Annotated in this window: 22 protein-coding genes; 14 read left to right on the top strand and 8 right to left on the bottom strand. The window is 60.0% G+C overall.

Going from position 1 to position 24,184, the window contains the following annotated elements; all coding sequences use genetic code 11:
• Window positions 1-25: 25 nt before the first annotated feature.
• Window positions 26-370, top strand: a complete 345-nt coding sequence (locus QRD42_RS00435; RefSeq protein WP_072570004.1) for a nitrous oxide-stimulated promoter family protein — start codon at window positions 26-28, stop codon at window positions 368-370.
• Between the two features lie 29 nt (window positions 371-399).
• On the opposite strand, the gene flhA is transcribed toward QRD42_RS00435, so the two are convergent.
• The 6 genes from flhA to hypA form a co-directional block, all read right to left on the bottom strand.
• Window positions 400-2,472, bottom strand: coding sequence for a formate hydrogenlyase transcriptional activator FlhA (gene flhA, locus QRD42_RS00430; protein ID WP_321987943.1), 2,073 nt, complete (start codon window positions 2,470-2,472; stop codon window positions 400-402).
• A gap of 75 nt (window positions 2,473-2,547) precedes the next feature.
• A complete protein-coding gene (hypE, locus tag QRD42_RS00425; protein ID WP_321987942.1) occupies window positions 2,548-3,558 on the bottom strand; it encodes a hydrogenase expression/formation protein HypE in 1,011 nt (336 codons plus the stop codon).
• The gene (hypD, locus tag QRD42_RS00420) at window positions 3,555-4,676 is read right to left on the bottom strand and encodes a hydrogenase formation protein HypD (protein ID WP_321987941.1); all 1,122 of its coding nucleotides are present in this window, start codon (window positions 4,674-4,676) and stop codon (window positions 3,555-3,557) included. Before hypD ends, hypE begins: the two co-directional genes overlap by 4 nt.
• Window positions 4,676-4,963: a HypC/HybG/HupF family hydrogenase formation chaperone gene (locus tag QRD42_RS00415; protein ID WP_318377443.1), complete on the bottom strand. Its 288-nt coding sequence runs from the start codon at window positions 4,961-4,963 to the stop codon at window positions 4,676-4,678. The genes hypD and QRD42_RS00415 overlap by 1 nt, the downstream gene beginning before the upstream one ends.
• Window positions 4,954-5,823 carry a hydrogenase nickel incorporation protein HypB gene (hypB, locus tag QRD42_RS00410; RefSeq protein ID WP_321987940.1) on the bottom strand — a complete coding sequence of 290 codons (870 nt, stop codon included), beginning with the start codon at window positions 5,821-5,823 and terminating at the stop codon, window positions 4,954-4,956. Before hypB ends, QRD42_RS00415 begins: the two co-directional genes overlap by 10 nt.
• Window positions 5,824-5,826: 3 nt before the next feature.
• Entirely contained in the window at window positions 5,827-6,177 is a 351-nt protein-coding gene (hypA, locus tag QRD42_RS00405; protein ID WP_318373559.1) for a hydrogenase maturation nickel metallochaperone HypA, read from the bottom strand.
• Window positions 6,178-6,377: 200 nt separating this feature from the next.
• On the opposite strand from hypA, the gene hycA reads away from it, so the two are divergent.
• From hycA to hycI, 9 genes are all read left to right on the top strand, one after another.
• The gene (gene hycA, locus QRD42_RS00400; protein WP_072570011.1) at window positions 6,378-6,845 is read left to right on the top strand and encodes a formate hydrogenlyase regulator HycA; all 468 of its coding nucleotides are present in this window, start codon (window positions 6,378-6,380) and stop codon (window positions 6,843-6,845) included.
• Window positions 6,846-6,925: 80 nt separating this feature from the next.
• Window positions 6,926-7,534 carry a 4Fe-4S dicluster domain-containing protein gene (locus QRD42_RS00395; protein ID WP_072570012.1) on the top strand — a complete coding sequence of 203 codons (609 nt, stop codon included), beginning with the start codon at window positions 6,926-6,928 and terminating at the stop codon, window positions 7,532-7,534.
• Complete coding sequence (hycC, locus tag QRD42_RS00390; protein ID WP_321987939.1) at window positions 7,531-9,357, top strand: formate hydrogenlyase subunit 3; 1,827 nt, start codon at window positions 7,531-7,533, stop codon at window positions 9,355-9,357. Before QRD42_RS00395 ends, hycC begins: the two co-directional genes overlap by 4 nt.
• Window positions 9,358-9,359: 2 nt before the next feature.
• Window positions 9,360-10,283, top strand: a complete 924-nt coding sequence (locus QRD42_RS00385; protein WP_318373556.1) for a respiratory chain complex I subunit 1 family protein — start codon at window positions 9,360-9,362, stop codon at window positions 10,281-10,283.
• A 17-nt stretch (window positions 10,284-10,300) separates the two neighbouring features.
• On the top strand, window positions 10,301-12,010 hold the full coding sequence (gene hycE / locus QRD42_RS00380) for a formate hydrogenlyase subunit HycE (RefSeq protein WP_321987938.1): 1,710 nt from the start codon (window positions 10,301-10,303) through the stop codon (window positions 12,008-12,010).
• A 9-nt stretch (window positions 12,011-12,019) separates the two neighbouring features.
• Window positions 12,020-12,562 (top strand): formate hydrogenlyase complex iron-sulfur subunit, encoded by a 543-nt coding sequence (locus QRD42_RS00375; protein WP_321987937.1) that lies wholly within the window; start codon window positions 12,020-12,022, stop codon window positions 12,560-12,562.
• A complete protein-coding gene (locus QRD42_RS00370) occupies window positions 12,562-13,329 on the top strand; it encodes an NADH-quinone oxidoreductase subunit B family protein (RefSeq protein ID WP_318373553.1) in 768 nt (255 codons plus the stop codon). The genes QRD42_RS00375 and QRD42_RS00370 overlap by 1 nt, the downstream gene beginning before the upstream one ends.
• Entirely contained in the window at window positions 13,326-13,736 is a 411-nt protein-coding gene (locus QRD42_RS00365) for a formate hydrogenlyase maturation HycH family protein (protein WP_321987936.1), read from the top strand. The genes QRD42_RS00370 and QRD42_RS00365 overlap by 4 nt, the downstream gene beginning before the upstream one ends.
• On the top strand, window positions 13,729-14,184 hold the full coding sequence (hycI, locus tag QRD42_RS00360) for a hydrogenase maturation peptidase HycI (RefSeq protein ID WP_321987935.1): 456 nt from the start codon (window positions 13,729-13,731) through the stop codon (window positions 14,182-14,184). The genes QRD42_RS00365 and hycI overlap by 8 nt, the downstream gene beginning before the upstream one ends.
• A 119-nt stretch (window positions 14,185-14,303) precedes the next feature.
• Here hycI and QRD42_RS00355 read toward each other — a convergent pair whose 3' ends face one another.
• Together QRD42_RS00355 and ascF are read right to left on the bottom strand one after the other, a co-directional pair.
• Complete coding sequence (locus QRD42_RS00355) at window positions 14,304-15,728, bottom strand: 6-phospho-beta-glucosidase (protein WP_321987934.1); 1,425 nt, start codon at window positions 15,726-15,728, stop codon at window positions 14,304-14,306.
• Between the two features lie 17 nt (window positions 15,729-15,745).
• Window positions 15,746-17,200, bottom strand: a complete 1,455-nt coding sequence (gene ascF / locus QRD42_RS00350) for a PTS cellobiose/arbutin/salicin transporter subunit IIBC (protein ID WP_321987933.1) — start codon at window positions 17,198-17,200, stop codon at window positions 15,746-15,748.
• Between the two features lie 259 nt (window positions 17,201-17,459).
• Here ascF and QRD42_RS00345 point away from each other — a divergent pair, with 259 nt between their 5' ends.
• The 4 genes from QRD42_RS00345 to hypF all read left to right on the top strand — a co-directional run bounded on the left by QRD42_RS00345 (window position 17,460) and on the right by hypF (window position 23,559).
• Window positions 17,460-18,473 carry a LacI family DNA-binding transcriptional regulator gene (locus QRD42_RS00345; RefSeq protein WP_321987932.1) on the top strand — a complete coding sequence of 338 codons (1,014 nt, stop codon included), beginning with the start codon at window positions 17,460-17,462 and terminating at the stop codon, window positions 18,471-18,473.
• Between the two features lie 143 nt (window positions 18,474-18,616).
• Window positions 18,617-19,159, top strand: a complete 543-nt coding sequence (gene hydN, locus QRD42_RS00340) for an electron transport protein HydN (RefSeq protein WP_321987931.1) — start codon at window positions 18,617-18,619, stop codon at window positions 19,157-19,159.
• Between the two features lie 38 nt (window positions 19,160-19,197).
• Window positions 19,198-21,345, top strand: coding sequence for a formate dehydrogenase subunit alpha (gene fdhF / locus QRD42_RS00335; RefSeq protein ID WP_321987930.1), 2,148 nt, complete (start codon window positions 19,198-19,200; stop codon window positions 21,343-21,345).
• A gap of 9 nt (window positions 21,346-21,354) precedes the next feature.
• Entirely contained in the window at window positions 21,355-23,559 is a 2,205-nt protein-coding gene (gene hypF, locus QRD42_RS00330) for a carbamoyltransferase HypF (protein ID WP_321987929.1), read from the top strand.
• Window positions 23,560-24,184 lie beyond the last annotated feature (625 nt).

Below are 24,184 nucleotides of genomic sequence, written 5' to 3'. Positions count from 1 at the left end.
TCTTTATATTCAGGAGCGCGTTCCTATGTCCGGCAAACGCATTGCCCGCGAAAAACTCACTATCCGTAAAATGATCACGCTCTATCAGCGGCAGTCACCCGATGCCGTTGCCGACGCGGAGCATTACGACGCGCTGTACGCCTATGCGGAAAAACGGCTGGATAAATGCGTGTTTGGCGAGGAAAAACCGGCGTGCAAACAGTGCCCGGTGCACTGCTATCAGCCGGTAAAGCGTGAAGAGATGAAGGCGATCATGCGCTGGGCGGGGCCGCGGATGCTGTGGCGGCACCCGGTGCTGACGGTGCGCCATCTGATCGATGATAAGCGCCCGGTGCCGGAACTGCCGGAAAAATACCGCCCCAAAAAATAGCCCGACCTTTATTCCGCCGGGCCATCCGTTTAGTACAGCGTATCTTTATCAATCCCCAGCCGCTTCATCCTTGAGAGCAGCGTCGTGCGTTTTAACCCCAGCCGCTGCGCCGCACCTTTTGGCCCGGCAACCACGCCGTTGGTTTCACGCAGGATCCTGACGATCAGTTGATATTCATCTTCGCCCTCCTGCGGCGTTTCCACCGCCGCATCGAAGCGTTGCGGCACGCTCATTTCCGCCATCGACAGTTGCAGAACGTTGCCCCGCGTCAGCAGCACGGCGCGCTCGACAACGTTTTCCAGCTCGCGCACATTACCCGGCCATGGCTGGTTGCTTAAAATACGCAGCGTTTCGGCGGGGATGCTGTCGATATTGCGCCCCAGCCGGTGGGCGATTTTGAAGGTGAAGGCTTTGACCAGCAGGGGAATATCTTCCGGGCGTTCACGCAGCGGCGGAATGCGGATCGGAAAGACGTTCAGGCGATAGTAGAGATCGCTGCGAAATTCGCGATCGGCCACCATCTGCTTCAGATCGCGGTTGGTGGCGGCGATCAGGCGCACATCCGTCTGGATCAGTTTGTTGCTGCCGAGGCGTTCAAACTCCTGCTCCTGCAATACCCGCAGCAGCTTAGGCTGAAGTTCGAGCGGCATATCGCCCACTTCGTCCAGGAAAAGCGAGCTTTTATCCGCCAGCTCAAAGCGACCGATGCGCTGGGCGCTGGCCCCGGTAAAAGCCCCGCGCTCATGACCAAAGAGATCGCTTTCCAGTAGTCCGGCAGGCATGGCGGCGCAGTTCATTTTCACCATGCGGCGCGCGTTGCGTCCGCTGAGATTATGAATAGCGCGGGCAATCAGCTCTTTCCCGGTGCCGGTTTCGCCAAGGATGAGCACCGTACTGTTGCTTTTCGCCACCATTTCCACCTGTTGCAGCACGCTGTACATGGCTTCGCTGCGGCCGATGATCTCCCCGAATTCGCTGTCCACGTTATTGAGCTGCTCGGTAAGGGCCAGGTTTTCATCCACCAGCCGTTCTTTCAGGCGGTGAATTTCCTGATAGGCCTGCGCATTGTCGACGGCAATGGCCACCCGTTCAGCGATCTGCCGCAACAGCGACAGGGTGGACGGCGTAAAGGTTTCGCCATCGCACTGCGCAAGTTTAAGCACGCCGAGCAGCGTGCTGCCGGACATCAGCGGCAGCAGGCACAGCGTCTGGATCTTATTGCCCCAGGTTTCAAACAGCCGACGCTCATAAGGGGCCAGTTTGTCGCGCTCGTGCAGTTTCAGCACCAGCACATCCTTGCTGTTAAATACCCGCTCTGAGAGCGTACCCGCCTCGTCTACTTCACTTTGCTCATGCACCGGCGAGCGGTCATTCGGATAATGGGTGGAGTAAATATTGAGTTTGCCTTTGCGACTGCTGCGCAGCACGATGCTGATGGCGTCGATGTGGAAATAGTGGTGGATCTCTTTCGCCACCTCGCTGACCAGATCGTCAATGTCCAGCCGGGACAATACCGCATTGGTAATGGCCACCAGAATGCGAAAGTTATCCCGCTCGCGGCACAGCAGTTCGTGATCGGATGCGCCGTCAGGGTGCTGCTGAATATGTTCCATCACCACGCCGGTGAGCTGGGCGAGGGTATGCAGACGGGCGTACTCTTTCTCGCTCCAGGGCCTGTCCGCCTGACGAATAAACTCGCAGCCGCCGAAGATCCGCCCGTCAATCGCCAGAGGCAGCAGACAGTAGTGCCCCCAGGGATCGTACAGGCCGCTGGCCGCCAGCTGTGGCCAGGTGTCGCAGAACTCCGCGTAATTGCAGTGCAGCGCTTCCGGGCGTGACAGAATGCGCCGCACCGGGCCGTGCGCCAGCAGGGTGTCATCTTCATATTTCACCGCGCGGCCATCTGCCCGCGTGGCGTAATAGCGGGCATGATGATCGTCGGCGTTCCACAATACGATCGCTGCGCTGTCCGCCAGGTCTGACGCCTTCACCAGCTGCGTCAGGCTCTGACAGAGCGACGGCAGATCGGGCTGATGTAATAACGTGCGCGTAATATCAAACAGGCCCTGCTGCCCGAGATCGCTCATCGGTGTATACGACATATCGCTAGTCCAGAAAGGCACCGAAAGCCGGTGCAAAAAGAGTTTTAATGAATACAGGTGGCGGCGGCGCAAATATCAGCAAATGCGCGGCAGCGGCTCAGCGTGCGGCAGATCCAGTATGCGCTTCACGCCATATAATCCGGCGAGACGCACGCCCTTGCGCCCGACCACTTCGCCTATCAGCGCCGCGTCGCGGCCGAGCGGATGGGCGCGCAGTCGCTCCAGTACCGCATCGGCGGCATGGCGTTCCACGGCGATCACCAGTTTGCCTTCATTGGCAAAATTCAGCGCCTCAAGCCCCAGCAGTTCACAGACGCCGCGCACCGCCGGTTTCATCGGCAGGTCGGCCTCGCGCAGTTCAATACCGTAGCCGCAACTGGCGGCAAACTCATGGGCCACCGCGTTGACGCCGCCGCGGGTGGCATCGCGCAGGGCTTTGACGCCGGGAATGTCGCGCAGAGACTGGACAAGCGGCATCAGTACGGCGCAGTCGCTCACCAGATCGCCATCCAGACCGAGGTTTTCCCGCAGGTTGAGAATGGTCGCGCCGTGATCCCCGAGCGTGCCGCTCACCAGCAGCAGATCGCCGGGTTGCAGCTGTTGCGCCCCCCAGCGGATCCCGGCGGGGATAGCGCCGATCCCGGCAGTATTAATAAAAAGCTTATCCGCCGCGCCGCGCTGCACGACTTTGGTATCGCCGGTGACAATCGCGATACCGGCGGCTTTCGCCGTCGCCGCCATGCTGTTGACTACTGCCCGCAGCGTGTCGAGGGGCAATCCTTCTTCAAGGATAAACCCACAGGAGAAAAAGCGCGGCAGCGCGCCGCTCACCGCCACATCGTTAGCGGTGCCGCAGATGGCGAGCTTGCCGATGTCGCCGCCGGGGAAAAACAGCGGATCGATAACGTAGCTGTCGGTGGAAAAAGCCAGCCGGTCGCCCGCGGCGCTCAGCGTGGCGAGATCAAGGCGCGCCTGATCTTCCTGCTCCGCCAGCCAGGGATTGTCAAAGGCCTGCATAAACAGGCTGCCGATCAACTGCTGCATCGCCTGGCCGCCGCTGCCGTGGGCCAGTTGTACGGTACTCATGCTTCACTCTCCTGACTGCGATACTGATACCAGGCGGCGCAGGCTCCCTCTGAGGAGACCATCAGCGCGCCAAAGGCCGACTGCGGATCGCAGGTTTTGCCGAACAGCGGGCACTGGTGCGGTTTGCATTTACCGGTCAGCACGTCGCCGCAGCGGGCGCGCGGATCGTCATACGCCTGCTGCGGGGCAGGGCGAAAATGCGCCTGCGCATCAAATGACTGGTACGCCGGTGTCAGCTGCACGCCGGAGTGTTCGATCATGCCAAGCCCGCGCCACTCGCTTTTGCCTTCGACGCAGAACACCTCGGCCATCGCCTGACGGGCCAGCGCGTTGCCGCCATCGGGCACCACGCGGCGGTACTGATTTTCAACCAGACTGCGGGCTGCTATTTTCTGCTCAACCAGCATCAGTACGCCTTGCAGTAGATCAAGAGGTTCGAAACCCGCCACCACTAACGGTCGCTGAAAGTCGCTGGCGATAAAGCCGTAGGCGTCGATGCCAATCACCATACTGACGTGCCCCGGCGCTAAAAAGGCGTCGATGCCGTTGTCCGGCGCTTCCAGCAGGCTGCGCAGCGTCGGGATCAGCGTGATGTGCTGGCAGAAAAAAAAGAAATTATTGAGCCCGCGCGCCTTCGCCTGTTGCAGCGTAATGGCGGTGGCGGGCATGGTGGTTTCAAAGCCGAGGCCGAAAAACACCACTTTGCGCTGCGGATTTTCCGCCGCCAGCGTCAGCGCATCCATCGGCGAATAGACGATGCGGATATCCGCGCCGCGCGCTTTCGCCTGCAACAGCGAACCGTTTTTTCCCGGCACGCGGATGGCATCGCCGAAGGTGCAGAAAATCACCTCCGGACGGCTGGCGATCTCCACGCAGCTGTCGATGCGTCCCATCGGCAACACGCATACCGGGCAGCCCGGCCCGTGAATGAATTCGATATTGTCCGGCAGCAGCTGATCGAGGCCGAATTTAAAAATCGCGTGGGTATGACCACCGCACACTTCCATAATGCGCAGCGGGCGGGAAGCGGTGTAAGAGAGCAGGCGGGCGCGATCCCGCAGGCGATCGATAAGCTGCATCACCTGTTCCGGGGCGCGGTATTCATCAACAAAACGCATCACCGGCCTCCGCTGTTGTGGGCGTCACCGTACAGCAGACCGCCGACGTCCGGCTCTACCTCGAACATATTTTGCAGGGCGCTCAGGGTGTCGCGGGCTTCCGCTTCGTTGATCACGCTCATCGCAAAGCCGACGTGCACCAGCACCCACTGGCCGAGACGCGACTGGCCCGTTTCGTCGGTGCTGCCCACCAGCGTCAGATCCACATCGCGCTGAATGCCGCAGACGTCCACTTTCGCCTGTAAACCGTCGATGGCGCTGATCTGCCCCGGTACGCCTATGCACATTGTTGCGCCTCCAGCCAGGCAAGCCAGCTGTCCATGCCTTCGCCGCTGGTGGCGGAGATCAGGATCACTTCTATCTGCGGATTCACCGCCCGCGCCGCCTCTAAACAGTGTTCGACGTCAAAATTCAGATAGGGCAGCAGGTCGATTTTATTGAGCAGCATCAGCGAGGCGGCGGCAAACATATGCGGATATTTCAGCGGCTTGTCTTCGCCTTCGGTGACCGACAGCACCGCCACTTTATGCCGCTCGCCCAGGTCAAAGCTCGCCGGGCACACCAGGTTGCCGACGTTTTCGATGAACAAAATCCCGCCGTCGTCCAGCGGTAAACGCGGCGCGGCGTCGGCGATCATCTGCGCATCCAGATGGCAGCCTTTACCGGTATTCACCTGAATGGCCGGGGTGCCGGTGGCGCGAATACGCGCGGCGTCGTTTACCGTTTGCTGATCGCCTTCAATCACCGCGCAGGCGGTTTTCCCTTTCAGGCGCAGCAGGGTTTCGGTGAGCAGGGTGGTCTTACCGGAGCCGGGGCTGGAAACCAGGTTCAGCACCAGCAGTTCGCGGGCGGCGAAGCGCGCGCGGTTGCGGGCGGCAAGCTGATTGTTTTTATCCAGCACGTCGATTTCCACTTCCAGCATCCGGCGCTGGCTCATGCCGGGCGCATGGGTGCCCGCCTCGCCATGACCATAATGCAGATCGCCGCTGTCGGTTCGCGTCGGACTAAAGGCGGTTTTCATGCCAGTAATGGTAAGCCCGGGCCGGGCGGCTGGCGCAAAGGGCGCGCCGCGAAACGCCGAGTGCGGATTGTGCTCGTCGCCTTCTATATAGAGATTGCCTTCACCGCAACCACAGGTGGTACACATATTTCACTCCTGTTCAATTTCCAGACGCTGAATTTGCAGACCGTCGTCGGCGACAATCTGTAAGCCGTCGCTGTGACACAGCGGACAACGGCGCACGCGCTGGCTCAGTAAGGTGACGTACTGCTGACAATGCCCGCACCAGCACTCGGCCTGTTGCTCATCGAGATGCAGTGTACAACCTTCCGCCACCGTGCCACGGCATACCAGATCAAAGCAGAAGCTCAACGCGCTGCTTTCGACGCAGGAAAATGCGCCAATTTTTAACCACACTCCGGTGACGCGACGTGCGCCGTGCGCCGCCGCCTGCTGTTCGATAAGTTCCAGCGCGCGCTGGCAAAGGGTAATTTCGTGCATAGCGCCTCCCGTTAGTCGATGGCCTAACGAATGCAATAACGATGCCAGCTCTTTTTGACATGTCACTGACGATGTCGACGCTGACGAAATGACATGTCATTTTTGCAATGGTTTTGTTTTTTATCTTTAAAATTCAATGCATTAAAAACTGGCATAAAAACTGCTAACAGCGGTTATCGCAACTAATTGGGTAACCTGACATGACCATCTGGGAAATTAGCGAAAAAGCGGACTACATTGCCGAACGGCATCAACGCCTCCAGGATGAATGGCGTCATTACTGCAACTCACTGGTTCAGGGGATCACCCTGTCAAAAGCGCGGCTGCATCATGCCATGAGCTGCGCGCCGGACCGGGATCTGTGCTTTGTCTTATTCGAGCACTTTCCGGTTTACGTCACCCTCGCCGACGGCTTTAACAGCCACACCATCGAGTATTACGTCGGCAGCAAAAACAGCGACGACAAGCTGTTGATTGCGCAGGCGCAACTGGGGCTGGACGGCCGGGTTGACGGCCACGTCAGCAACCGCTCCCGCGAAGCCGTACTCGAACACTATCTCGATAAAATCGCCACCGTTTACCACGGCCTGTATGCCGCCATTGAACAGGATCTGCCCATCGATCTGCATCAGCTGGTGAACCGCCCGTTACAAAGGGCGCAGGCGTAACCGCACGGGTGTCGATGAGTGTCGAAACAGACAGTACATCGGCATGATTTCGTCAAAAATGACCACCTGAGGAATGCCTGGTGAATCGTTTTGTAATTGCTGACTCCACCCTCTGCATTGGCTGCCACACCTGTGAAGCCGCCTGTGCCGAGACGCATCGCCAGCGCGGTTTGCAGTCTATGCCGCGCCTGAAAGTGATGCGCAACGAAAAAGAATCTGCGCCGCAGCTGTGTCATCACTGCGAAGATGCGCCCTGCGCCGGGGTCTGCCCGGTGAATGCTATTAACCGCGTCGATGGCGCGGTGCAGCTCAATGAAAGCCTGTGCGTCAGCTGCAAGCTGTGCGCCATCGCCTGTCCGTTTGGTGCCATTGAAATGTCCGGCAGCCGCCCGCTGCATATTCCGGCAAACGCCAACACGCCGAAAGCGCCCGCCGCGCCGCCTGCGCCAGCCCGTGTCAGCACGCTGCTGGACTGGGTGCCAGGTATCCGCGCCGTGGCGGTGAAATGCGATCTGTGCAGCTTCGATGACGCCGGTCCCGCCTGCGTGCGCACCTGCCCGACGCAGGCGCTGCATCTGGTCGATAACCATGACATCGCCCGCGCCAGCAAACGCAAGCGCGAGCTGACCATTAACGCGGATTTCGGCGATCTGTCGGCGCTGATGCTGCCGCCAGGAGGTACACATTGAACGCGCTTTCACTCATTAACAGCGCGCTGCTGTTTTTTTCCGCGGCGGCGCTGCTGGCGGCGGCCTTTTCATTTTGTAAGCCGCTGAGCGGCGTGATGGCAGGGCTGGGCGGCGCGCTCGCCAGCGCCATGACGGCGGGGGCCGGCGCGCTGGTGCTGCTCAACGGCGTGGCGGTGCAGGGCACGGTGTCGCTGGCGGGTATGGGGATGCTGATCACGCCGCTGTCGGCTATCTGGCTTATCACCCTCGGCCTGTGCGGGCTGTTTGTCAGTCTGTTTAACCTTGACTGGCATCGCCATGCCGGGGTGCAGGCGAACGGTCTGCTGATTAACGCCCTGATGGCGGCGGCGGTGTGCGCTGTCGTTGCAGATAACTTTGGCGTGCTGGTGGTCATGGCGGAGGTCATGGCGCTGTGCGCGGTGTTTCTTACCGGCTGCGGCCAGTCGGCAAAACTGTGGTTTGTGCTGGGTCGGGCGGGCACGCTGCTGCTGGTTATCAGCGGCGGGCTGATCTGGCAGCGTTATCACACGCTGGATCTGACGCAGATGAATATGGCCGCCCAACAGTTACCGCTGAGCGCCGGGATCTGGCTCTCCGGCGTGGCCGGATTTGGCCTGCTGGCGGGGATCATCCCGCTGCACGGCTGGGTGCCGCAGGCCCATGCGAATGCCAGTGCGCCCGCCGCGGCGCTGTTCTCCACCGTGGTGATGAAAATCGGCCTGTTCGGCATCCTGACATTATCGCTCGCGGGCGGCAATCCACCGCTGTGGTGGGGCATTGTGCTACTGGTGCTGGGCATGGTGACGGCTTTTGTCGGCGGCCTTTACGCGCTGATGGAGCACAATATTCAGCGTCTGCTGGCGTACCACACGCTGGAAAATATCGGCATTATTTTGCTCGGTCTGGGGGCCGGTCTGACCGGCATCGCCCTGCAACAGCCTGCGCTTATCGCCCTCGGCATGACCGGCGGCCTCTATCACCTCATCAACCACAGCCTGTTTAAAAGCACGCTGTTTCTCGGCGCGGGCAGCGTCTGGTATCAGACCGGACACCGAGACATTGAAAAGCTGGGCGGTATCGGTAAACGCATGCCGCTGATCTCGCTCGCCATGCTGGTGGGGCTGATGGCGATGGCGGCGCTGCCGCCGCTCAACGGCTTTGCCGGGGAGTGGGTGATCTACCAGTCCTTCTTCCGCCTGAGCAGCAGCGAGCTGTTTATCGGCCGTCTGCTCGGCCCGCTGTTAGCCGTGGGGCTGGCGATCACCGGCGCGCTGGCGGTGATGTGTATGGCGAAAGTTTATGGCGTGACCTTTCTCGGCGCGCCCCGCACCCCGGAGGCGGCAAACGCCCGTCCCGCGCCCTTGCTGATGACCTTCTCCGTAGTGGCGCTGGCGCTGTGCTGTATCGCGGGCGGCGTGGGCGCGCCCTGGCTGCTGCCGTTGTTATCAACGGCGGTACCGCTGCCGCTAGCCACCGCGCAGACCAGCGTGTCGCAGCCGATGATCGCGCTGCTGCTGGTGGCCTGTCCGCTGTTGCCGCTGATTATCATGCTGCTGTTTAAGGGCGACCGTTTACCGGGACGCCAGCGCGGGGCGGCATGGGTGTGCGGGTACGATCATGAGCCGTCGATGGTGATCACCGCCCACGGTTTTGCCCATCCGGTGAAAGCCGCTTTCGCCCCGGTGCTGAAGCTGCGTCACTGGCTGAACCCGGTCGCCCGCTTTCCTGGCTGGCAGCGTGAAGGGGCGGCGGTACTGTTCCGTCGCCTGGCGCTGATCGAGCTGGCGGTGCTGGTGGTGGTTGTGATTTCCCGAGGAGCCTGAACATGAATCTGCTGTTTCCGTTACTTCAGGCGCTGGCGCTGTTTGCCTTCGCGCCGCTGCTGTCCGGCGTAACCCGCGTGGCGCGCGCCCGTCTGCATAATCGTCGCGGGCCGGGGGTGCTCCAGGAATACCGCGACCTGATCAAGCTGTTCGGTCGGCAGAGCATTGCGCCGGACGCGGCGGGCTGGGTGTTTCGCCTGATGCCGTTCGTGATGGTCGGCGTGATGCTGACCATCGCCACCGCGCTGCCGGTGATCACCGTCGCCTCGCCGCTGCCGGTACTGGGCGATCTGATCACCCTGATCTACCTGTTCGCCATTGCGCGCTTCTTCTTTGCCATCGCCGGGCTGGATACCGGCAGTCCCTTTACCGGGCTGGGGGCCAGCCGCGAGGCGATGCTCGGCGTGCTGGTGGAGCCGATCCTGATCTTAGGACTGTGGGTCGCCGCGCTGGTGGCGGGTTCGACGCACATCTCTTATATCACCGCCGCGATTTACCACTGGCCCGTCGGTCGCAGCCTGCCGCTGATCCTCGCACTGTGCGCCTGTGCCTTCGCCACCTTTATTGAGATGGGCAAACTGCCGTTCGATCTCGCGGAAGCGGAGCAGGAGTTACAGGAAGGGCCGCTGACCGAGTACAGCGGCAGCGGCTTTGCGGTGCTGAAGTGGGGCATCTGCCTCAAACAGCTGGTGGTGCTGCAACTCTTCGTCGGCGTCTTTTTCCCCTGGGGGCAGATGATGCACTTTAGCGTCACCGGCCTGCTGCTGGCGCTGGTCATTGCCGTGGTGAAACTGCTTGTCGGCGTTTTAGCGATCGCCCTGTTTGAAAACAGCATGGCGCGTCTGCGTTTTTGCGCCACCTCGCGCGTCACCTGGGCCGGTTTCGGCTTTGCCTTTTTAGCCTTCGTCTCCTTGCTGGCGGCGTGATTTAAGAGAACTTATGTATGTCTGAAGAAAAAATCGGTCAACACTACCTCGCCGCCCTGCATCAGGCCTTTCCGGGCGTGGTGCTGGATGAAGCCTGGCAGACCCGCGATCAGCTCACCCTGACGGTGAAAGTGAATTATCTGCCGGAAGTAGTGGAGTTTCTCTATTACCAGCAGGGCGGCTGGCTGTCGGTGCTGTTCGGCAACGACGAACGCCAGCTGTGCGGCCATTACGCCGTCTACTACGTGCTGTCGATGGAGCAGGGCACCAAATGCTGGATCACGGTGCGGGTGGAAGTGGATGCAAATACCCTTGAGTTTCCATCGGTGACGCCGCGCGTACCGGCGGCGGTTTGGGGCGAGCGCGAAGTGCGCGACATGTACGGCCTGCGCCCGGTTGGGCTGCCGGATGAGCGTCGCCTGGTGCTGCCGGATGACTGGCCGGACGAACTCTATCCGCTGCGTAAAGACAGTATGGATTACCGTCAACGCCCGGCCCCGACCACCGACAGCGAAACCTACGAGTTTATTAACGAACTGGGCAGTAAGAAAAATAACGTCGTACCGATTGGCCCGCTGCACGTCACCTCCGACGAACCGGGCCATTTCCGCCTGTTTGTCGATGGTGAAAACATTATCGACGCCGATTACCGCCTGTTTTATGTCCATCGTGGCATGGAAAAACTGACGGAAACCCGCATGGGCTATAACGAAGTGACTTTCCTGTCGGATCGCGTGTGCGGCATCTGCGGCTTTGCCCACAGTACCGCCTACACCACCTCGGTGGAAAACGCGATGGGCATCAAGGTGCCGGAGCGTGCGCAGATGATCCGCGCCATTCTGCTGGAAGTGGAGCGGCTGCACAGCCACCTGCTCAACCTCGGCCTGGCCTGTCACTTTGTCGGCTTTGATTCCGGTTTTATGCAGTTTTTCCGCGTACGCGAAACCTCCATGAAAATGGCGGAGATCCTCACCGGGGCGCGTAAAACCTACGGCATGAACCTGATCGGCGGCATTCGTCGCGACATGCTGAAAGACGACATGATCCAGACCCGTCAACTGGCGCAACAGATGCGCCGCGACGTGATGGAACTGGTGGACGTGCTGATGAGCACGCCGAATATTGAACAGCGTACCGTCGGCATTGGCCGTCTGGATCCGCAGATCGCCCGCGACTTCAGCAATGTCGGCCCGATGGTGCGCGCCAGCGGCCATGCGCGCGATACCCGCGCCGATCACCCGTTCGTCGGCTACGGGCTGCTGCCGATGACCGTGCACAGCGAACAGGGCTGCGACGTCATCTCTCGCCTGAAAGTGCGCATCAACGAAGTGCTGACCGCGCTCAATATGATCGACTTTGGTCTGGATAACCTGCCCGGCGGCCCGCTGCTGGTGGAGGGCTTTACCTATATCCCGCACCGTTTTGCCCTCGGTTTTGCCGAAGCGCCGCGCGGCGATGATATTCACTGGAGCATGACCGGCGACAACCAGAAACTCTACCGCTGGCGTTGCCGGGCGGCGACCTACGCCAACTGGCCGACCCTGCGCTATATGCTGCGCGGCAACACGGTATCCGACGCGCCGCTGATCATCGGCAGCCTCGATCCCTGCTACTCCTGCACCGACCGTATGACGGTGGTGGATGTGCGCAGGAAGAAAAGCAAAGTGGTGCCGTACAAAGAGCTTGAGCGCTACAGCATCGAGCGTAAAAACTCGCCGCTGAAATAAGGAGTCGCCATGTTTACCTTTATCAAAAAAGTCATCAAAACCGGCGCGCCGACCTCGTCGTACCCGCTGGAGCCGATTGCCGTCGATAAAAACTTTCGCGGCAAGCCGGAGCACAATCCCCGGCAGTGCATCGGCTGCGCCGCCTGCGTGAACGCCTGTCCGTCAAACGCCCTGAGCGTGGAAACCGATCTGGCCCGCGACGAGCAGGCCTGGCAGTTTAACCTCGGGCGCTGCATTTTTTGCGGCCGCTGCGAGGAGGTCTGCCCGACGGCGGCGATTACCCTGTCCCAGGCCTATGAACTGGCGGTATGGAAGAAAGAAGATTTCCTGCAACAGTCGCGCTTTGCGCTGTGCGAATGCCGCGTCTGCGCCCGGCCCTTTGCCGTGCAAAAAGAGATCGACTACGCCATCGCCCTGCTGCAACACAACGGCGACACCCGCGCGCACGAGCACCGGGAGAGCTTCGAAACCTGCCCGGACTGCAAACGTCAGAAATGCCTGGTGCCGTCAGAGCGGATTGAACTGACCCGCCACATGAGGAAGGCCAGCTAATGCAAAACTTAATTGGACCGCGTGACGATAACGGCATCCCGGTGCCGATGACGGTGGATGAATCCATCGCGCGCATGAAAACCTCGCTGCTGAAAAACATCAAACGTTCCGCCTACGTCTACCGGGTGGACTGCGGCGGCTGCAACGGCTGTGAAATCGAGATTTTCGCCACCCTTTCGCCGCTGTTCGACGCCGAACGCTTCGGCATCAAAGTGGTGCCCTCGCCGCGTCACGCCGATATTCTGCTGTTTACCGGGGCAGTGACCCGCGCCATGCGTTCGCCTGCGCTGCGCGCCTGGCAGTCAGCGCCGGATCCGAAAATCTGCATCTCTTACGGCGCCTGCGGCAACAGCGGCGGCATTTTCCACGATCTCTACTGCGTGTGGGGCGGCACCGACAAAATTGTGCCGGTGGACGTTTATATTCCGGGCTGCCCGCCGACGCCTGCCGCCACGCTGTATGGCTTCGCCATGGCGCTGGGCCTGCTGGAGCAAAAAATTCACGCCCGTCTGCCGGGTGAGCAGGACAACCAGCCCGCTGAACTGTTGCATGACGACATGATGCAGCCGCTGCGCGTGCGGGTGGATCGCGCTGCCCGCCAGCTGGCCGGCTATCGCTATGGCCGCCAGATTGCCGATGATTATCTGCGGCTGCTGGGCAAGGGCGAACAGCAGGTGGCGCGCTGGCTGGAAGCAGAAAACGATCCGCGGCTGAATGAAATCGTGCAGCGGCTTAACAGCGTGGTGAACGAGGCGCGCATCGGATGAGCGAGAAGGTCGTTTTCAGTCAGTTGAGTCGCAAATTTGTCGACGAGAATGATGCCACGCCGCCCGCCGCGCAGCAGGTGGTCTATTACAGCCTGGCGATCGGTCATCACCTGGGGGTGATCGACTGCCTGGAAGCGGCGCTGACCTGCCCGTGGCAGGCGTATCTGGCGTGGATCGGTACGCTGGAGGAGGGCAGCGAGGCGCGGCGCAAAATGGAAGGCGTGCCGAAGTATGGCGAGATCGTCATTGACCATTCGCATATCAGCATGCTGGCCAACGCCTTTGATCGCGCCCAGGCGCAGCAGACGCCGGAGCAACAGGCCTGGAGCCAGACGCTGCTCAGTATGCTGCACGATATTTATCAGGAGAATGCCATCTACCTGATGGTGAGGAGATTACGTGACTGATGTTTTACTCTGTGTCGGCAACACCATGATGGGCGATGACGGCGCAGGTCCGCTGCTGGCGGAAATCTGCGCGGAGCGGGGCTGCGAAGCGTGGACGGTGATTGACGGCGGCAGCGCCCCGGAAAATGACATCGTGGCGATCCGCGAGCTTAAACCCGCGAGGCTGATGATTGTTGATGCCACCGATATGGGGCTTAATCCGGGTGAGATCCGCATTATCGATCCGGATGACATCGCCGAGATGTTTATGATGACCACCCACAATATGCCGCTCAACTATCTGGCCGATCAGTTAAAAGACGATGTCGGCGAAGTGATTTTTGTCGGCATTCAGCCGGATATTGTCGGCTTTTATTATCCGATGACCCCGCCGGTAAAGGCGGCGGTGGAGACGGTGTATCAGCGCCTCGCCGGATGGCAGGGGAACGGCGGTTTTTCACCGCTGTGATTGAAACTCTGCCCGGTGGGAAATGCCGGGCGGCGCTGCGCTTGCACCGGCCTACATAATTTCGACAATGCGGATTTTTGTAGGCCCGGTCAGGCGAAGCCGCCACCGGGCAATGCAATTTATTCCAAATCCGCGCCATTACTGGCAATCACTTTCTTATACCACCAGAACGATTTCTTGCGCGTGCGGGCGAGGGTGCCGTTGCCGGCGTCATCACGATCAACATACACAAAACCATAGCGCTTGCTCATTTCACCGGTGGACGCCGATACCAGATCGATACAGCCCCAGGAGGTGTAACCCATCAGCGGCACGCCGTCTTCGATGGCGTCACCCATCGCCCGGATATGCTCGCGCAGATAGCTGATGCGGTAATCGTCGTTGATCTCGCCGTTGTCATCGATTTCATCCCGCGCGCCAAGACCGTTTTCCACCAGGAACAGCGGCTTCTGGTACCGGTCATACATCATATTCATGGTGATGCGTAAGCCCAGCGGATCGATGCCCCAGCCCCATTCGCTGGCCTGAATGTACGGGTTTTTCAGCGACTTCACGATATTCGCCGCGCTGGTATTCCCGGCGTTCATATCAGCCGATGCGCAGCGGGAGGCGTAATAGCTGAACGACACGAAATCGACGGTGTTTTTCAGGATCTCATCGTCTCCCGGCGCTTTCTCAATGTGTACGCCTTTCTCGCGGAACACGCGGGCGGAATAGTACGGATAGGCCCCGCGCGCCTGCACGTCGATAAAGAACAGGTTTTCGCGATCTTTCTCCAGCGCCATCCACACATCTTCCGGCTTGCAGGAGTAGGGGTAAAAATTACCGCCCGCCAGCATACAGCCCACCTGATTCTGCGGGTTCACCTCATGGGCTATTTTAGTCGCCAGCGCGCTGGCAATCAGCTCATGGTGCGCCGCCTGGTATTTTACCTGGTCCTGATTCTCACCTTCTTCAAACGCCAGTCCCGCGCCGGAGAACGGGCTGTGCAGCATGATGTTGATTTCATTGAACGTCAGCCAGTATTTCACCAGCCCGTCAAAGGCTTCGAAACAGGTGCGCGCATAGCGGGTGAAAAACTCCACCATCTGGCGGTTGCGCCACGAGCCGTATTCCACCACCAGATGCATCGGCACGTCGAAATGGCACAGCGTCACCAGCGGTTCGATGTTGTACTTTTTGCACTCCTCAAACACTGCTTTATAGAAGGCGATGCCTTCCGGGTTGGGCGTCAGCTCGTCGCCGTTCGGATACAGACGCGCCCAGGCAATGGAAGTGCGGAACACCGTGAAGCCCATCTCCGCCATCAGGGCGATGTCTTCCTTGTAGCGATGATAAAAATCAATCGCTTCATGGCTGGGGTAGAACTCATCATCACGCAGCGCCACGCGCTTTTCCTGGCCCAGCTTCACCGCCAGGCGGTTTGCGCCATGGGGGATCATATCGACGGTGGTCAGGCCCTTGCCGCCTTCGCGATATGCCCCTTCAGACTGGTTGGCGGCCAGCGCGCCGCCCCATAAAAATCCTTCCGGAAATACTGACATACTTACTTCTCCTTAAATCATGCTCTGGCTTCGGTACTGACGGTCGCTTTCGCCGCCTGCAACTCACGCGCTTTCGCCGCTTCTTTTTCTACCGGAATATCTTCAAAGCCCAGCATCAGCGTGAGCACAAAGGACAGCACCACCGCCAGCGCCATCACGCCGAATACCCAGACGATGCTCATCGGATTGGCCGGATCGAAGAACTGCACGCTGGTAAACAGTCCGGGTGCTGCCATTGAATGGCTGGCGAGTCCGGCAATGCCCGCCACCGCGCCGCAGATAAAGCCGCTGATGAGGCTGGCGATAAGCGGTCGTTTCAGTCGTACCGCCACGCCGTACAGCGCCGGTTCCGAGATGCCCGCCAGAATGGCAGAGGCTGCGGCCGCCAGCGCCGTCTGACGCAGTTCCGGGTTTTTCGTTTTCCATGCCACCGCCAGTGAGGAGCCGCCAAGGGAGAGGTTAGCGCCAATTTCTGACGGCATCACCATGCCTTCTTTACCGGTTTCGGCGATGGTCTGAATAATAGTCGGCGTAAACACGCGGTGCATGCCGGTCATCACCAGTAGCGGCCACAGCGCGCCCATAATGGCGACGGACAGCCAGCCAAGATAATCGTGAATGGTGTATACCAGCGCAGAGATGGCGCTGCCGATCCAGATACCGATTGGGCCGATGAGCACGATGGCGAGCGGGGCGGCAATCAGCACGATCAGCATCGGCTTGAGGAAGTTTTTCGTCACCGCCGGGGTGATCTTATCGACCCAGCGTTCGATATAAGACAGGCACCAGGTCATCACCAGCGCCGGGATCACCGTGTAGGTGTACTTCACCGCCGTTACCGGGATAAAAGCGAATTCGACGTGCTCGCCCTGAGCTGCTTTCGCCATCAGCTCGATAAAGCTCGGGTGCACCAGCACACCGGCAATGGCTATCGCCAGCGACATGTTGGTTTTAAATTTGATCGCCGCCGAAGCCGCCACCATCAGCGGCAGGAAGAAGAAGGCCCCGTCGCCGATCACCGTCAGGATGGTCAGCGTTGGCGCGCCTTTTTCCAGCACGCCGGTCATCTCCAGAATCATCGCCAGCAGCTTGACCATCGATCCGCCGATGATCGCCGGAATCAGTGGGGACATGGTGCCGATCAGCACATCCAGAATCCCTGCGCCGATGCGCTTTAAGGTCAGTTTCTGTTTTGATGCGGTTTCCACCGGCTGCATATCTCCCGGCAGCAGGCTCACCACTTCGCGGAACGCCTGCGAGACCGTGTTGCCGATGATCACCTGGCACTGGTTATCGTTACGTACCACGCCCATTACGCCGCTGATGCTTTTCAGGCCGGGAGCGTCGATGAGCGATTCATCTTTTACTACAAAGCGCAGACGCGTCATGCAGTGCGTCACGGCAGCGATATTGTCAACGCCGCCCAGCGCAGCAATCACAGAGTGGGCAAGCGCCGCATAATTCTTAGCCATCGGGAAGTAATCCTGTTTTATCAGTAAGATACGCTTTCATTGTCAGACAATGACACAGCAGATAGGAAACCGGTTCCACAAAAGAATGATGAGTTCTTGTGAATCAAACAATGATTTTTATATTGATTTGTGATGAGGCTCGCCAAATATTTGGTTAGCTGTAGGCCGGGCCAGACGCCGTCGCCGCCCGGCACCAAAGCTGCAAACTGCGTGACTGTGAAGTACACTGCCGCTTATCGACATTAAAGGGACAATGATCATGACGACGATGCTGGAGGTCGCAAAGCGGGCAGGGGTGTCCAAAGCCACGGTATCCCGCGTGCTGTCAGGGAATGGCTATGTGAGCCAGGAAACCAAAGACCGGGTGTTTCAGGCGATTGAGGAGAGCGGCTACCGGCCTAATTTGCTGGCGCGCAATCTGGCGACGAAAAAGACGCAGACGCTCGGCCTTGTGGTGACCAACACCCTCTATTACGGCGTCTATTTCAGCGAGTTGCTGTTCCATGCCGCGCGGATGACGGAAGATCATGGCCGCCAGCTGATCCTCGCCGACGGTAAACACAGCGCGGAAGAAGAGCGTCAGGCGATCCAGTATTTACTCGATATGCGCTGTGACGCGATCATTATTTATCCGCGCTTTCTCAGCGTGGATGAACTGGATGCGATTGTCGAAAACCATATTCAGCCGGTTATGGTGCTTAATCGTCGGCTGCGGAAAAATAGCAGCCACTGCGTCTGGTCGGATCAAAAGCAGTCCAGCTTTAAAGCGGTGTCGACTTTATTAGCGCGCGGCCACCGGGATATTGCTTTTATTACCGGCTCGCTGGATTCGCCAACCGGTATTGAACGTCTGGCGGGCTATAAAGATGCGCTGTCGCAGCATGGCGTTGCCCTGCGCAACGATCTGATTGTCGAAGGAAAATGGACGCCGGCCAGCGGCGCTGAGGGCGTGAAAACGCTGCTCTCACGGCAGCAAAGCTTTACCGCGCTGGTGGCCAGTAATGACGACATGGCGATTGGCGCAATTAAGCAGCTGCATGAGGCTGGAATAACGGTTCCCGAGCGGGTTTCCGTGCTGGGATTCGATGATATTGCGCTGGCCCCTTATATTATGCCGTCGCTGTCCAGCGTGCGTATTCCGGTCACGGAAATGATCAAAGAAACCATTAACCGGTTAATCTTTATGCTCGACGGCGGTGAATTTAAATATCAGCAAACCTTCGCCGGGGAATTACATTCCCGCGACTCCATCATTGACGGGCCACACGCCTGACGTCGACAGGTGTCATCGTCACTCGTGTCGATGACACTTTCTTTCTGCCTCGTCTTTTCTAAAATATTTATAAATATCAATAAATTAAAATCTGGCACGATTCATGTATAGCTCCGCGGTAACCTTTACAGCCGGAGAACCCGATGAACCGTTTCATCATGGCGGATGCCAGTAAATGCATTGGCTGCCGCACCTGCGAAGTCGCCTGCGTGGTTTCGCATCAGCAAGATCAGGACTGCGCTGCCCTGACGCCCACCACCTTTCTGCCGCGTATCCATGTGATTAAAGGTGTGAATATCTCCACCGCCACCCTGTGCCGTCAGTGTGAAGACGCCCCTTGTGCCAACGTCTGCCCGAACGGCGCAATCAGCCGCGATAAAGGCTTTGTGCATGTGATGCAGGAACGCTGCATCGGCTGCAAAACCTGCGTGGTCGCCTGCCCGTATGGCGCAATGGAAGTGGTGGTGCGCCCGGTCGTGCGCAACAGCGGCGCGGGCCTGAACGTGCGCGCCGAAAAAGCCGAAGCCAACAAATGCGATCTCTGCCATCACCGTGACGCCGGTCCGGCGTGCATGGAAGTCTGCCCGACCCGGGCGCTGGTCTGTGTCGACCGCAATATGCTGGAAAAAATGAGCGCCGATAAACGTCGTCGTTCCGCCCTGGATACCACCGGCATGCTGTTTTAACCCGAACCCGATTTCAACTTTTAACAGGTCTGTTACTGATGAAAAAAATCACAAGCGTATGTCCCTACTGCGGCGCAGGCTGCAAACTTAAACTGGTCGTTGAGAACAATAAAATCGTGCGCGCGGAAGCCGCCGAAGGGGTGACCAACCAGAATCAGCTGTGCCTGAAAGGCTATTATGGCTGGGATTTTCTGAACGATACTAAGCTCCTCACGCCACGCCTGACGCAGCCGATGATCCGCTACGAAAAAGGCGGCAAACTCACGCCGGTCAGCTGGGACGAGGCGATCCGCTATACCGCAAAACGCCTGGGCGAGATCCGCGCGCAGTTCGGCCCGCGCGCCATCATGACCACCGGTTCGTCCCGCGGAACGGGGAACGAAACCAACTATGTGATGCAGAAATTCGCCCGCGGCGTGCTCAATACCAATAACGTCGACTGCTGCGCGCGCGTCTGTCACGGTCCATCGGTGGCGGGATTGCAGGAAACGCTTGGCAACGGCGCGATGAGTAACTCCATCGGCGACATTGAAAATTCCCGCTGCCTGCTGGTATTTGGCTATAACTGCGCGGATTCGCATCCCATTGTGGCGCGTCGGGTGATCAAGGCGAAACAGAACGGCGCGAAAATTATCGTCTGCGATCCGCGCCGTATCGAAACCGCGCGCATCGCCGATCAGCATCTGCAAATCAAAAACGGCTGTAATATGGCGCTGGTTAACGCCTTTGGTTATGTGCTGCTGGAAGAGCAGCTCTACGACAAAGAGTACGTCGCCAGCTTTACCAGCGGGCTGGACGGCTACCGGGAAACGGTAAAAGATTATGCGCCGGAAAAGGTAGAGCACCTGACCGGCGTGTCGGCGCAGCAGATCCGTCAGGCGATGCGCACTTACGCCGCCGCGCCGTCGGCCACCATTATGTGGGGCATGGGCGTGACGCAGTTCGGTCAGGCGGTGGACGTGGTGAAAGGGCTGGCGAGCCTGGCGCTGCTTACCGGCAATCTGGGGCGCGAGCACGTCGGCGTCGGGCCGGTGCGCGGGCAGAATAACGTGCAGGGGGCGTGCGACATGGGCGTCATCCCTAACCAGTTCCCCGGCTATCAGGATGTGGTGGATCCGGCGGTGCGCGCAAAATTCGCTGCCGCCTGGGACATTAACCCTGACGACATGGACGATAAACCCGGCGTACGCATCACCGAAGTGCCGCATCTGGCCATCGAAGGCAAAGTGAAAGCCTATTACATCATGGGTGAAGATCCATTGCAGACCGAAGCGGATCTGGGCCTGGTGCGCAAAGGCTTTGCGGCCCTTGATTTTATCGTCGTGCAGGACATTTTCATGACCAAAACCGCCGAGCAGGCGGACGTGATCCTGCCCGCCACCTCCTGGGGCGAGCACGGCGGCGTCTTTACCTGCGCCGACCGCGGCTTTCAGCGCTTCGAAAAAGCCATTGAGCCTGCCTATAACGTCAAACGTGACTGGGAAATTATCAGCCTCATCGCCACCGAGATGGGCTACCCGATGCACTACGACAATAATCAGCAGATCTGGGATGAACTGCGCGCGCTGTGCCCGCTGTTCTATGGCGTGACGTATGAAAAAATGGGCGATATGGGACACGTACAGTGGCCTTGTCCGACCCTCGATCACCCCGGCACGCCTTTCCTCTACAAAGGCAATAAATTTGATACGCCGGACGGCAAAGGGCATCTGTTTGCCGCCCCGTGGCGCGCGCCTGCGGAAGTGCCGGACGCCGACTACCCGCTGGTGCTGTGCACCGTGCGCGAAGTGGGGCACTACTCCTGCCGCTCGATGACCGGTAACTGCGCGGCGTTGCAAACCCTGGCGGATGAGCCGGGTTTTGTACAGATCAACCCGCAGGACGCCCGCGCGCTGGGCATTCAGGACCGGCAACTGGTGTGGGTTTCCTCGCGCCGTGGCAGGGTGATCAGCCGTGCCGATGTTAACGAACGTATCAACACCGGCAGCGTGTACATGACCTATCAGTGGTGGATTGGCGCCTGTAATGAACTGACCCAGGACAATCTCGATCCGATCTCCAAAACCCCGGAAACCAAATATTGCGCGGTGAAGGTGAGCGCGATCGACGACCAGCGCTGGGCGGAAGATTACACTCAGACCACCTATCTCGAGATGAAAAACCGGCTGCGTGATGCAGTGGTATGACAGGACAGAATGAGAAATAACGGCGTACTGATCCGTGTGCGCGGCAAGGTGCAGGGGGTGGGTTTCCGCCCCTTCGTCTGGCAGCTGGCGCAACAACTCGATCTGCGTGGCGATGTCTGCAACGACGGGCACGGCGTCGAAATCCGGCTGTCTGGCGACGCCACGCGTTTTCTTCGTGAACTGTACCGGCACTGCCCGCCGCTGGCGCGCATTGACGATACTGAGGTGACCCCCTGGCAGTGGGACCATGCGCCCACCGCTTTCACCATTCGCCACAGCACCGGCGGCAGCATGGACACGCAGATTGTGCCGGACGCCGCCACCTGTCCGGCCTGTCTGGCGGAAATGAACGATCCTGCCGAGCGGCGCTACCGTTACCCCTTTATCAACTGCACCCACTGCGGGCCGCGGTTTACCATCATTCACGCCATGCCTTACGACCGTCCGTTTACTGTGATGCGCGCCTTTCCGCTGTGTCCGGTCTGTGATGCGGAGTACCGCAATCCGGCGGATCGGCGTTTTCATGCTCAGCCGGTGGCCTGCGCAGACTGCGGCCCGCAGCTTGAATGGCAGGCAGCAGGGGTAAGCGAAGTGGGCGAGGCGGCATTGCAGGCGGCAATCGCCATGCTGGCGGCGGGAAAGATCGTCGCCATCAAGGGCCTGGGCGGTTTTCATCTCGCCGTTGATGCGCAAAACCAGCAGGCGGTGATGCGGCTACGGGAACGTAAGCGCCGTCCGGCCAAACCGCTGGCGGTGATGATCCCCCGCGGCAGTTGTGAGGCGGCGGCAGAACATCTGCAAACCGCCGCCGCGCCCATTGTGCTGGTGGCGAAAAGCGCGTTGCCGGAACTGTGCGAGGCCATTGCGCCGTCGCTTGCGGAGGTGGGCGTGATGTGGCCCGCCAGTCCGCTCCAGCATTTGCTGATGCAGGCGCTGGAGCGTCCGCTGGTGATGACCTCCGGCAACCTCAGCGGACGACCGCCTGCGCTGACCAACGACCAGGCGCTCAACGATCTGGCGGATATTGCCGACGGCTTTTTACTGCATAACCGCGATATCGTGCAGCGCATGGATGACTCGGTGATGCGCGTCAGCGGTGAGATGCTGCGCCGGGCGCGCGGCTTCGTGCCGGACGCGCTGCCGCTGCCGCCGGGCTTCCAGGATGTGCCGCCGCTGCTGTGCCTCGGGGCGGACATGAAAAATACCTTTTGTCTGCTGCGGGGCGACCGGGCGGTGCTGAGCCAGCATTTTGGCGATCTGACCGAGGACGGGGTGGAAACCCAGTGGCGCGCCGCCCTCGATCTGATGCAGAAAATTTATGACTTCACGCCGCAGCAGGCGGTATGCGATGCCCACAGCGGCTATCGCTCCACGCAATGGGGCGAGGCGCTCGGCCTGCCGGTGAGCCACGTGCTCCATCATCACGCTCACGCGGCGGCTTGTCTGGCAGAACACGGCTGGCCGCGTGACGGTGGTGACGCGATCGCGCTGATCCTTGACGGCATCGGCATGGGTGAAAACGGCCGTCTGTGGGGCGGGGAGTGTCTGCGGGTGAACTACCGCGAATGCGAGCACCTCGGCGGCTTACCGGCGGTGGCGCTGCCCGGCGGCGACCTCGCGGCACGACAGCCGTGGCGCAACCTGCTGGCGCACTGTCTGGCCTTTGTGCCGGACTGGCAGCGTTATCCGCAAACCCGCGTGCTACAGGATAAAAACTGGCCGTTGCTGGCGCGGGCGATAGCGCAGGGGATTAATTCCCCCCGCGCGTCATCCTGCGGGCGGCTGTTTGACGCCGTGGCCTGCGCGCTCGGCTGCGCGCCGGAAAGCCTGAGCTACGAGGGCGAGGCGGCCTGTCGGCTGGAGGCGCTGGCAAGTGAATGTTCCGGCGTGGCGCATCCGGTGCAGTTGCAGCCGCATGATTTGACGACGTTCTGGCGGACATGGCTCAGGTGGGACGCAACGGTAAGCGAAAAAGCCTGGTCGTTTCATGATGCGCTGGCAAAAGGGCTGGCGGGACTGATGCGGCGCGAGGCGCAGGCGCGGGGGATCACGACGTTGTGTTTTGGCGGCGGGGTGATGCACAACCGGCTGCTGGTGGCGCGCTTACGGCATTATCTGGCGGAGTTCAGGTTGCTGTTTCCGAAGGCGTTACCGGCGGGGGATGGGGGGATCGCATTGGGGCAGGGGATTATTGCGGCTGCACGCTTGGTGTAATGTGGTAAGTTGCGCTCTTACTGACTTCTGCGTACGACTCAGACTTCAGGCGCACAGAGCRCGCAGGGGGCGGCCAGTCGCCGCCGCCCCCTGCACCCCCGGGCTCCCGGCAAGAAAATCGCCGCTTCGCGGTGCCCTCGGCTTATCCCTTCCGGCTTCGGGTCGGGCGCGATGCAGCGTCCCTGCAAGTCGCGCCCTCAGCCCGCATCCATGCGGGCTGCCCCGGCCGTAAGGGAACGCCTCAGCGATTTTCAGCCGGACTCCCCACACTTCATGATTTCTAAAAAACACCACTCACAGCTTCCTGTAAGTTCGTAAAAAAATTAAAGCCACTCCGTCGCCTTATAAAAAATAAAGATAATGACGCGAGGGGTTGAGTCCCCGCTGAAACCGGCGAGCCGGAGGCCGGATGACAAGGGCTGGACGCCATGGATGGCGGCCAGAGGCGAAATGAGGCAGGAGGCCGAATAGAGCCGACCGCGGGCAGACGGKCGGGAGGTGAGCGCAGTGCGCAGCAYCGGTTTCTKTGCGGGGCCGCGGGGATTGCTAAGGGGGCCGCGGTGGCCCCCTTAGCACGTTCACCGTCAGCGGCGTCACGCCTGACACGGAACGCAAAGTGAACGGA

Source organism: Enterobacter sp. PGRG2, assembly GCF_030291195.1.
Lineage (GTDB): Bacteria > Pseudomonadota > Gammaproteobacteria > Enterobacterales > Enterobacteriaceae > Enterobacter_D.
Note: the sequence above shows the minus strand (reverse complement) of the source record. Positions and strands in the feature narration are given on the sequence as shown.

What these genes read in the sequence shown, in the direction of transcription:
- QRD42_RS00435 (WP_072570004.1), top strand. Translation starts at nt 26, where the DNA reads ATGTCCGGCAAACGCATTGCCCGCGAAAAACTCACTATCCGTAAAATG.
- flhA (WP_321987943.1), bottom strand. Translation starts at nt 2,472, where the DNA reads ATGTCGTATACACCGATGAGCGATCTCGGGCAGCAGGGCCTGTTTGAT.
- hypE (WP_321987942.1), bottom strand. Translation starts at nt 3,558, where the DNA reads ATGAGTACCGTACAACTGGCCCACGGCAGCGGCGGCCAGGCGATGCAG.
- hypD (WP_321987941.1), bottom strand. Translation starts at nt 4,676, where the DNA reads ATGCGTTTTGTTGATGAATACCGCGCCCCGGAACAGGTGATGCAGCTT.
- QRD42_RS00415 (WP_318377443.1), bottom strand. Translation starts at nt 4,963, where the DNA reads ATGTGCATAGGCGTACCGGGGCAGATCAGCGCCATCGACGGTTTACAG.
- hypB (WP_321987940.1), bottom strand. Translation starts at nt 5,823, where the DNA reads ATGTGTACCACCTGTGGTTGCGGTGAAGGCAATCTCTATATAGAAGGC.
- hypA (WP_318373559.1), bottom strand. Translation starts at nt 6,177, where the DNA reads ATGCACGAAATTACCCTTTGCCAGCGCGCGCTGGAACTTATCGAACAG.
- hycA (WP_072570011.1), top strand. Translation starts at nt 6,378, where the DNA reads ATGACCATCTGGGAAATTAGCGAAAAAGCGGACTACATTGCCGAACGG.
- QRD42_RS00385 (WP_318373556.1), top strand. Translation starts at nt 9,360, where the DNA reads ATGAATCTGCTGTTTCCGTTACTTCAGGCGCTGGCGCTGTTTGCCTTC.
- hycE (WP_321987938.1), top strand. Translation starts at nt 10,301, where the DNA reads ATGTCTGAAGAAAAAATCGGTCAACACTACCTCGCCGCCCTGCATCAG.
- QRD42_RS00375 (WP_321987937.1), top strand. Translation starts at nt 12,020, where the DNA reads ATGTTTACCTTTATCAAAAAAGTCATCAAAACCGGCGCGCCGACCTCG.
- QRD42_RS00370 (WP_318373553.1), top strand. Translation starts at nt 12,562, where the DNA reads ATGCAAAACTTAATTGGACCGCGTGACGATAACGGCATCCCGGTGCCG.
- QRD42_RS00365 (WP_321987936.1), top strand. Translation starts at nt 13,326, where the DNA reads ATGAGCGAGAAGGTCGTTTTCAGTCAGTTGAGTCGCAAATTTGTCGAC.
- QRD42_RS00355 (WP_321987934.1), bottom strand. Translation starts at nt 15,728, where the DNA reads ATGTCAGTATTTCCGGAAGGATTTTTATGGGGCGGCGCGCTGGCCGCC.
- ascF (WP_321987933.1), bottom strand. Translation starts at nt 17,200, where the DNA reads ATGGCTAAGAATTATGCGGCGCTTGCCCACTCTGTGATTGCTGCGCTG.
- QRD42_RS00345 (WP_321987932.1), top strand. Translation starts at nt 17,460, where the DNA reads ATGACGACGATGCTGGAGGTCGCAAAGCGGGCAGGGGTGTCCAAAGCC.
- hydN (WP_321987931.1), top strand. Translation starts at nt 18,617, where the DNA reads ATGAACCGTTTCATCATGGCGGATGCCAGTAAATGCATTGGCTGCCGC.
- fdhF (WP_321987930.1), top strand. Translation starts at nt 19,198, where the DNA reads ATGAAAAAAATCACAAGCGTATGTCCCTACTGCGGCGCAGGCTGCAAA.
- hypF (WP_321987929.1), top strand. Translation starts at nt 21,355, where the DNA reads ATGAGAAATAACGGCGTACTGATCCGTGTGCGCGGCAAGGTGCAGGGG.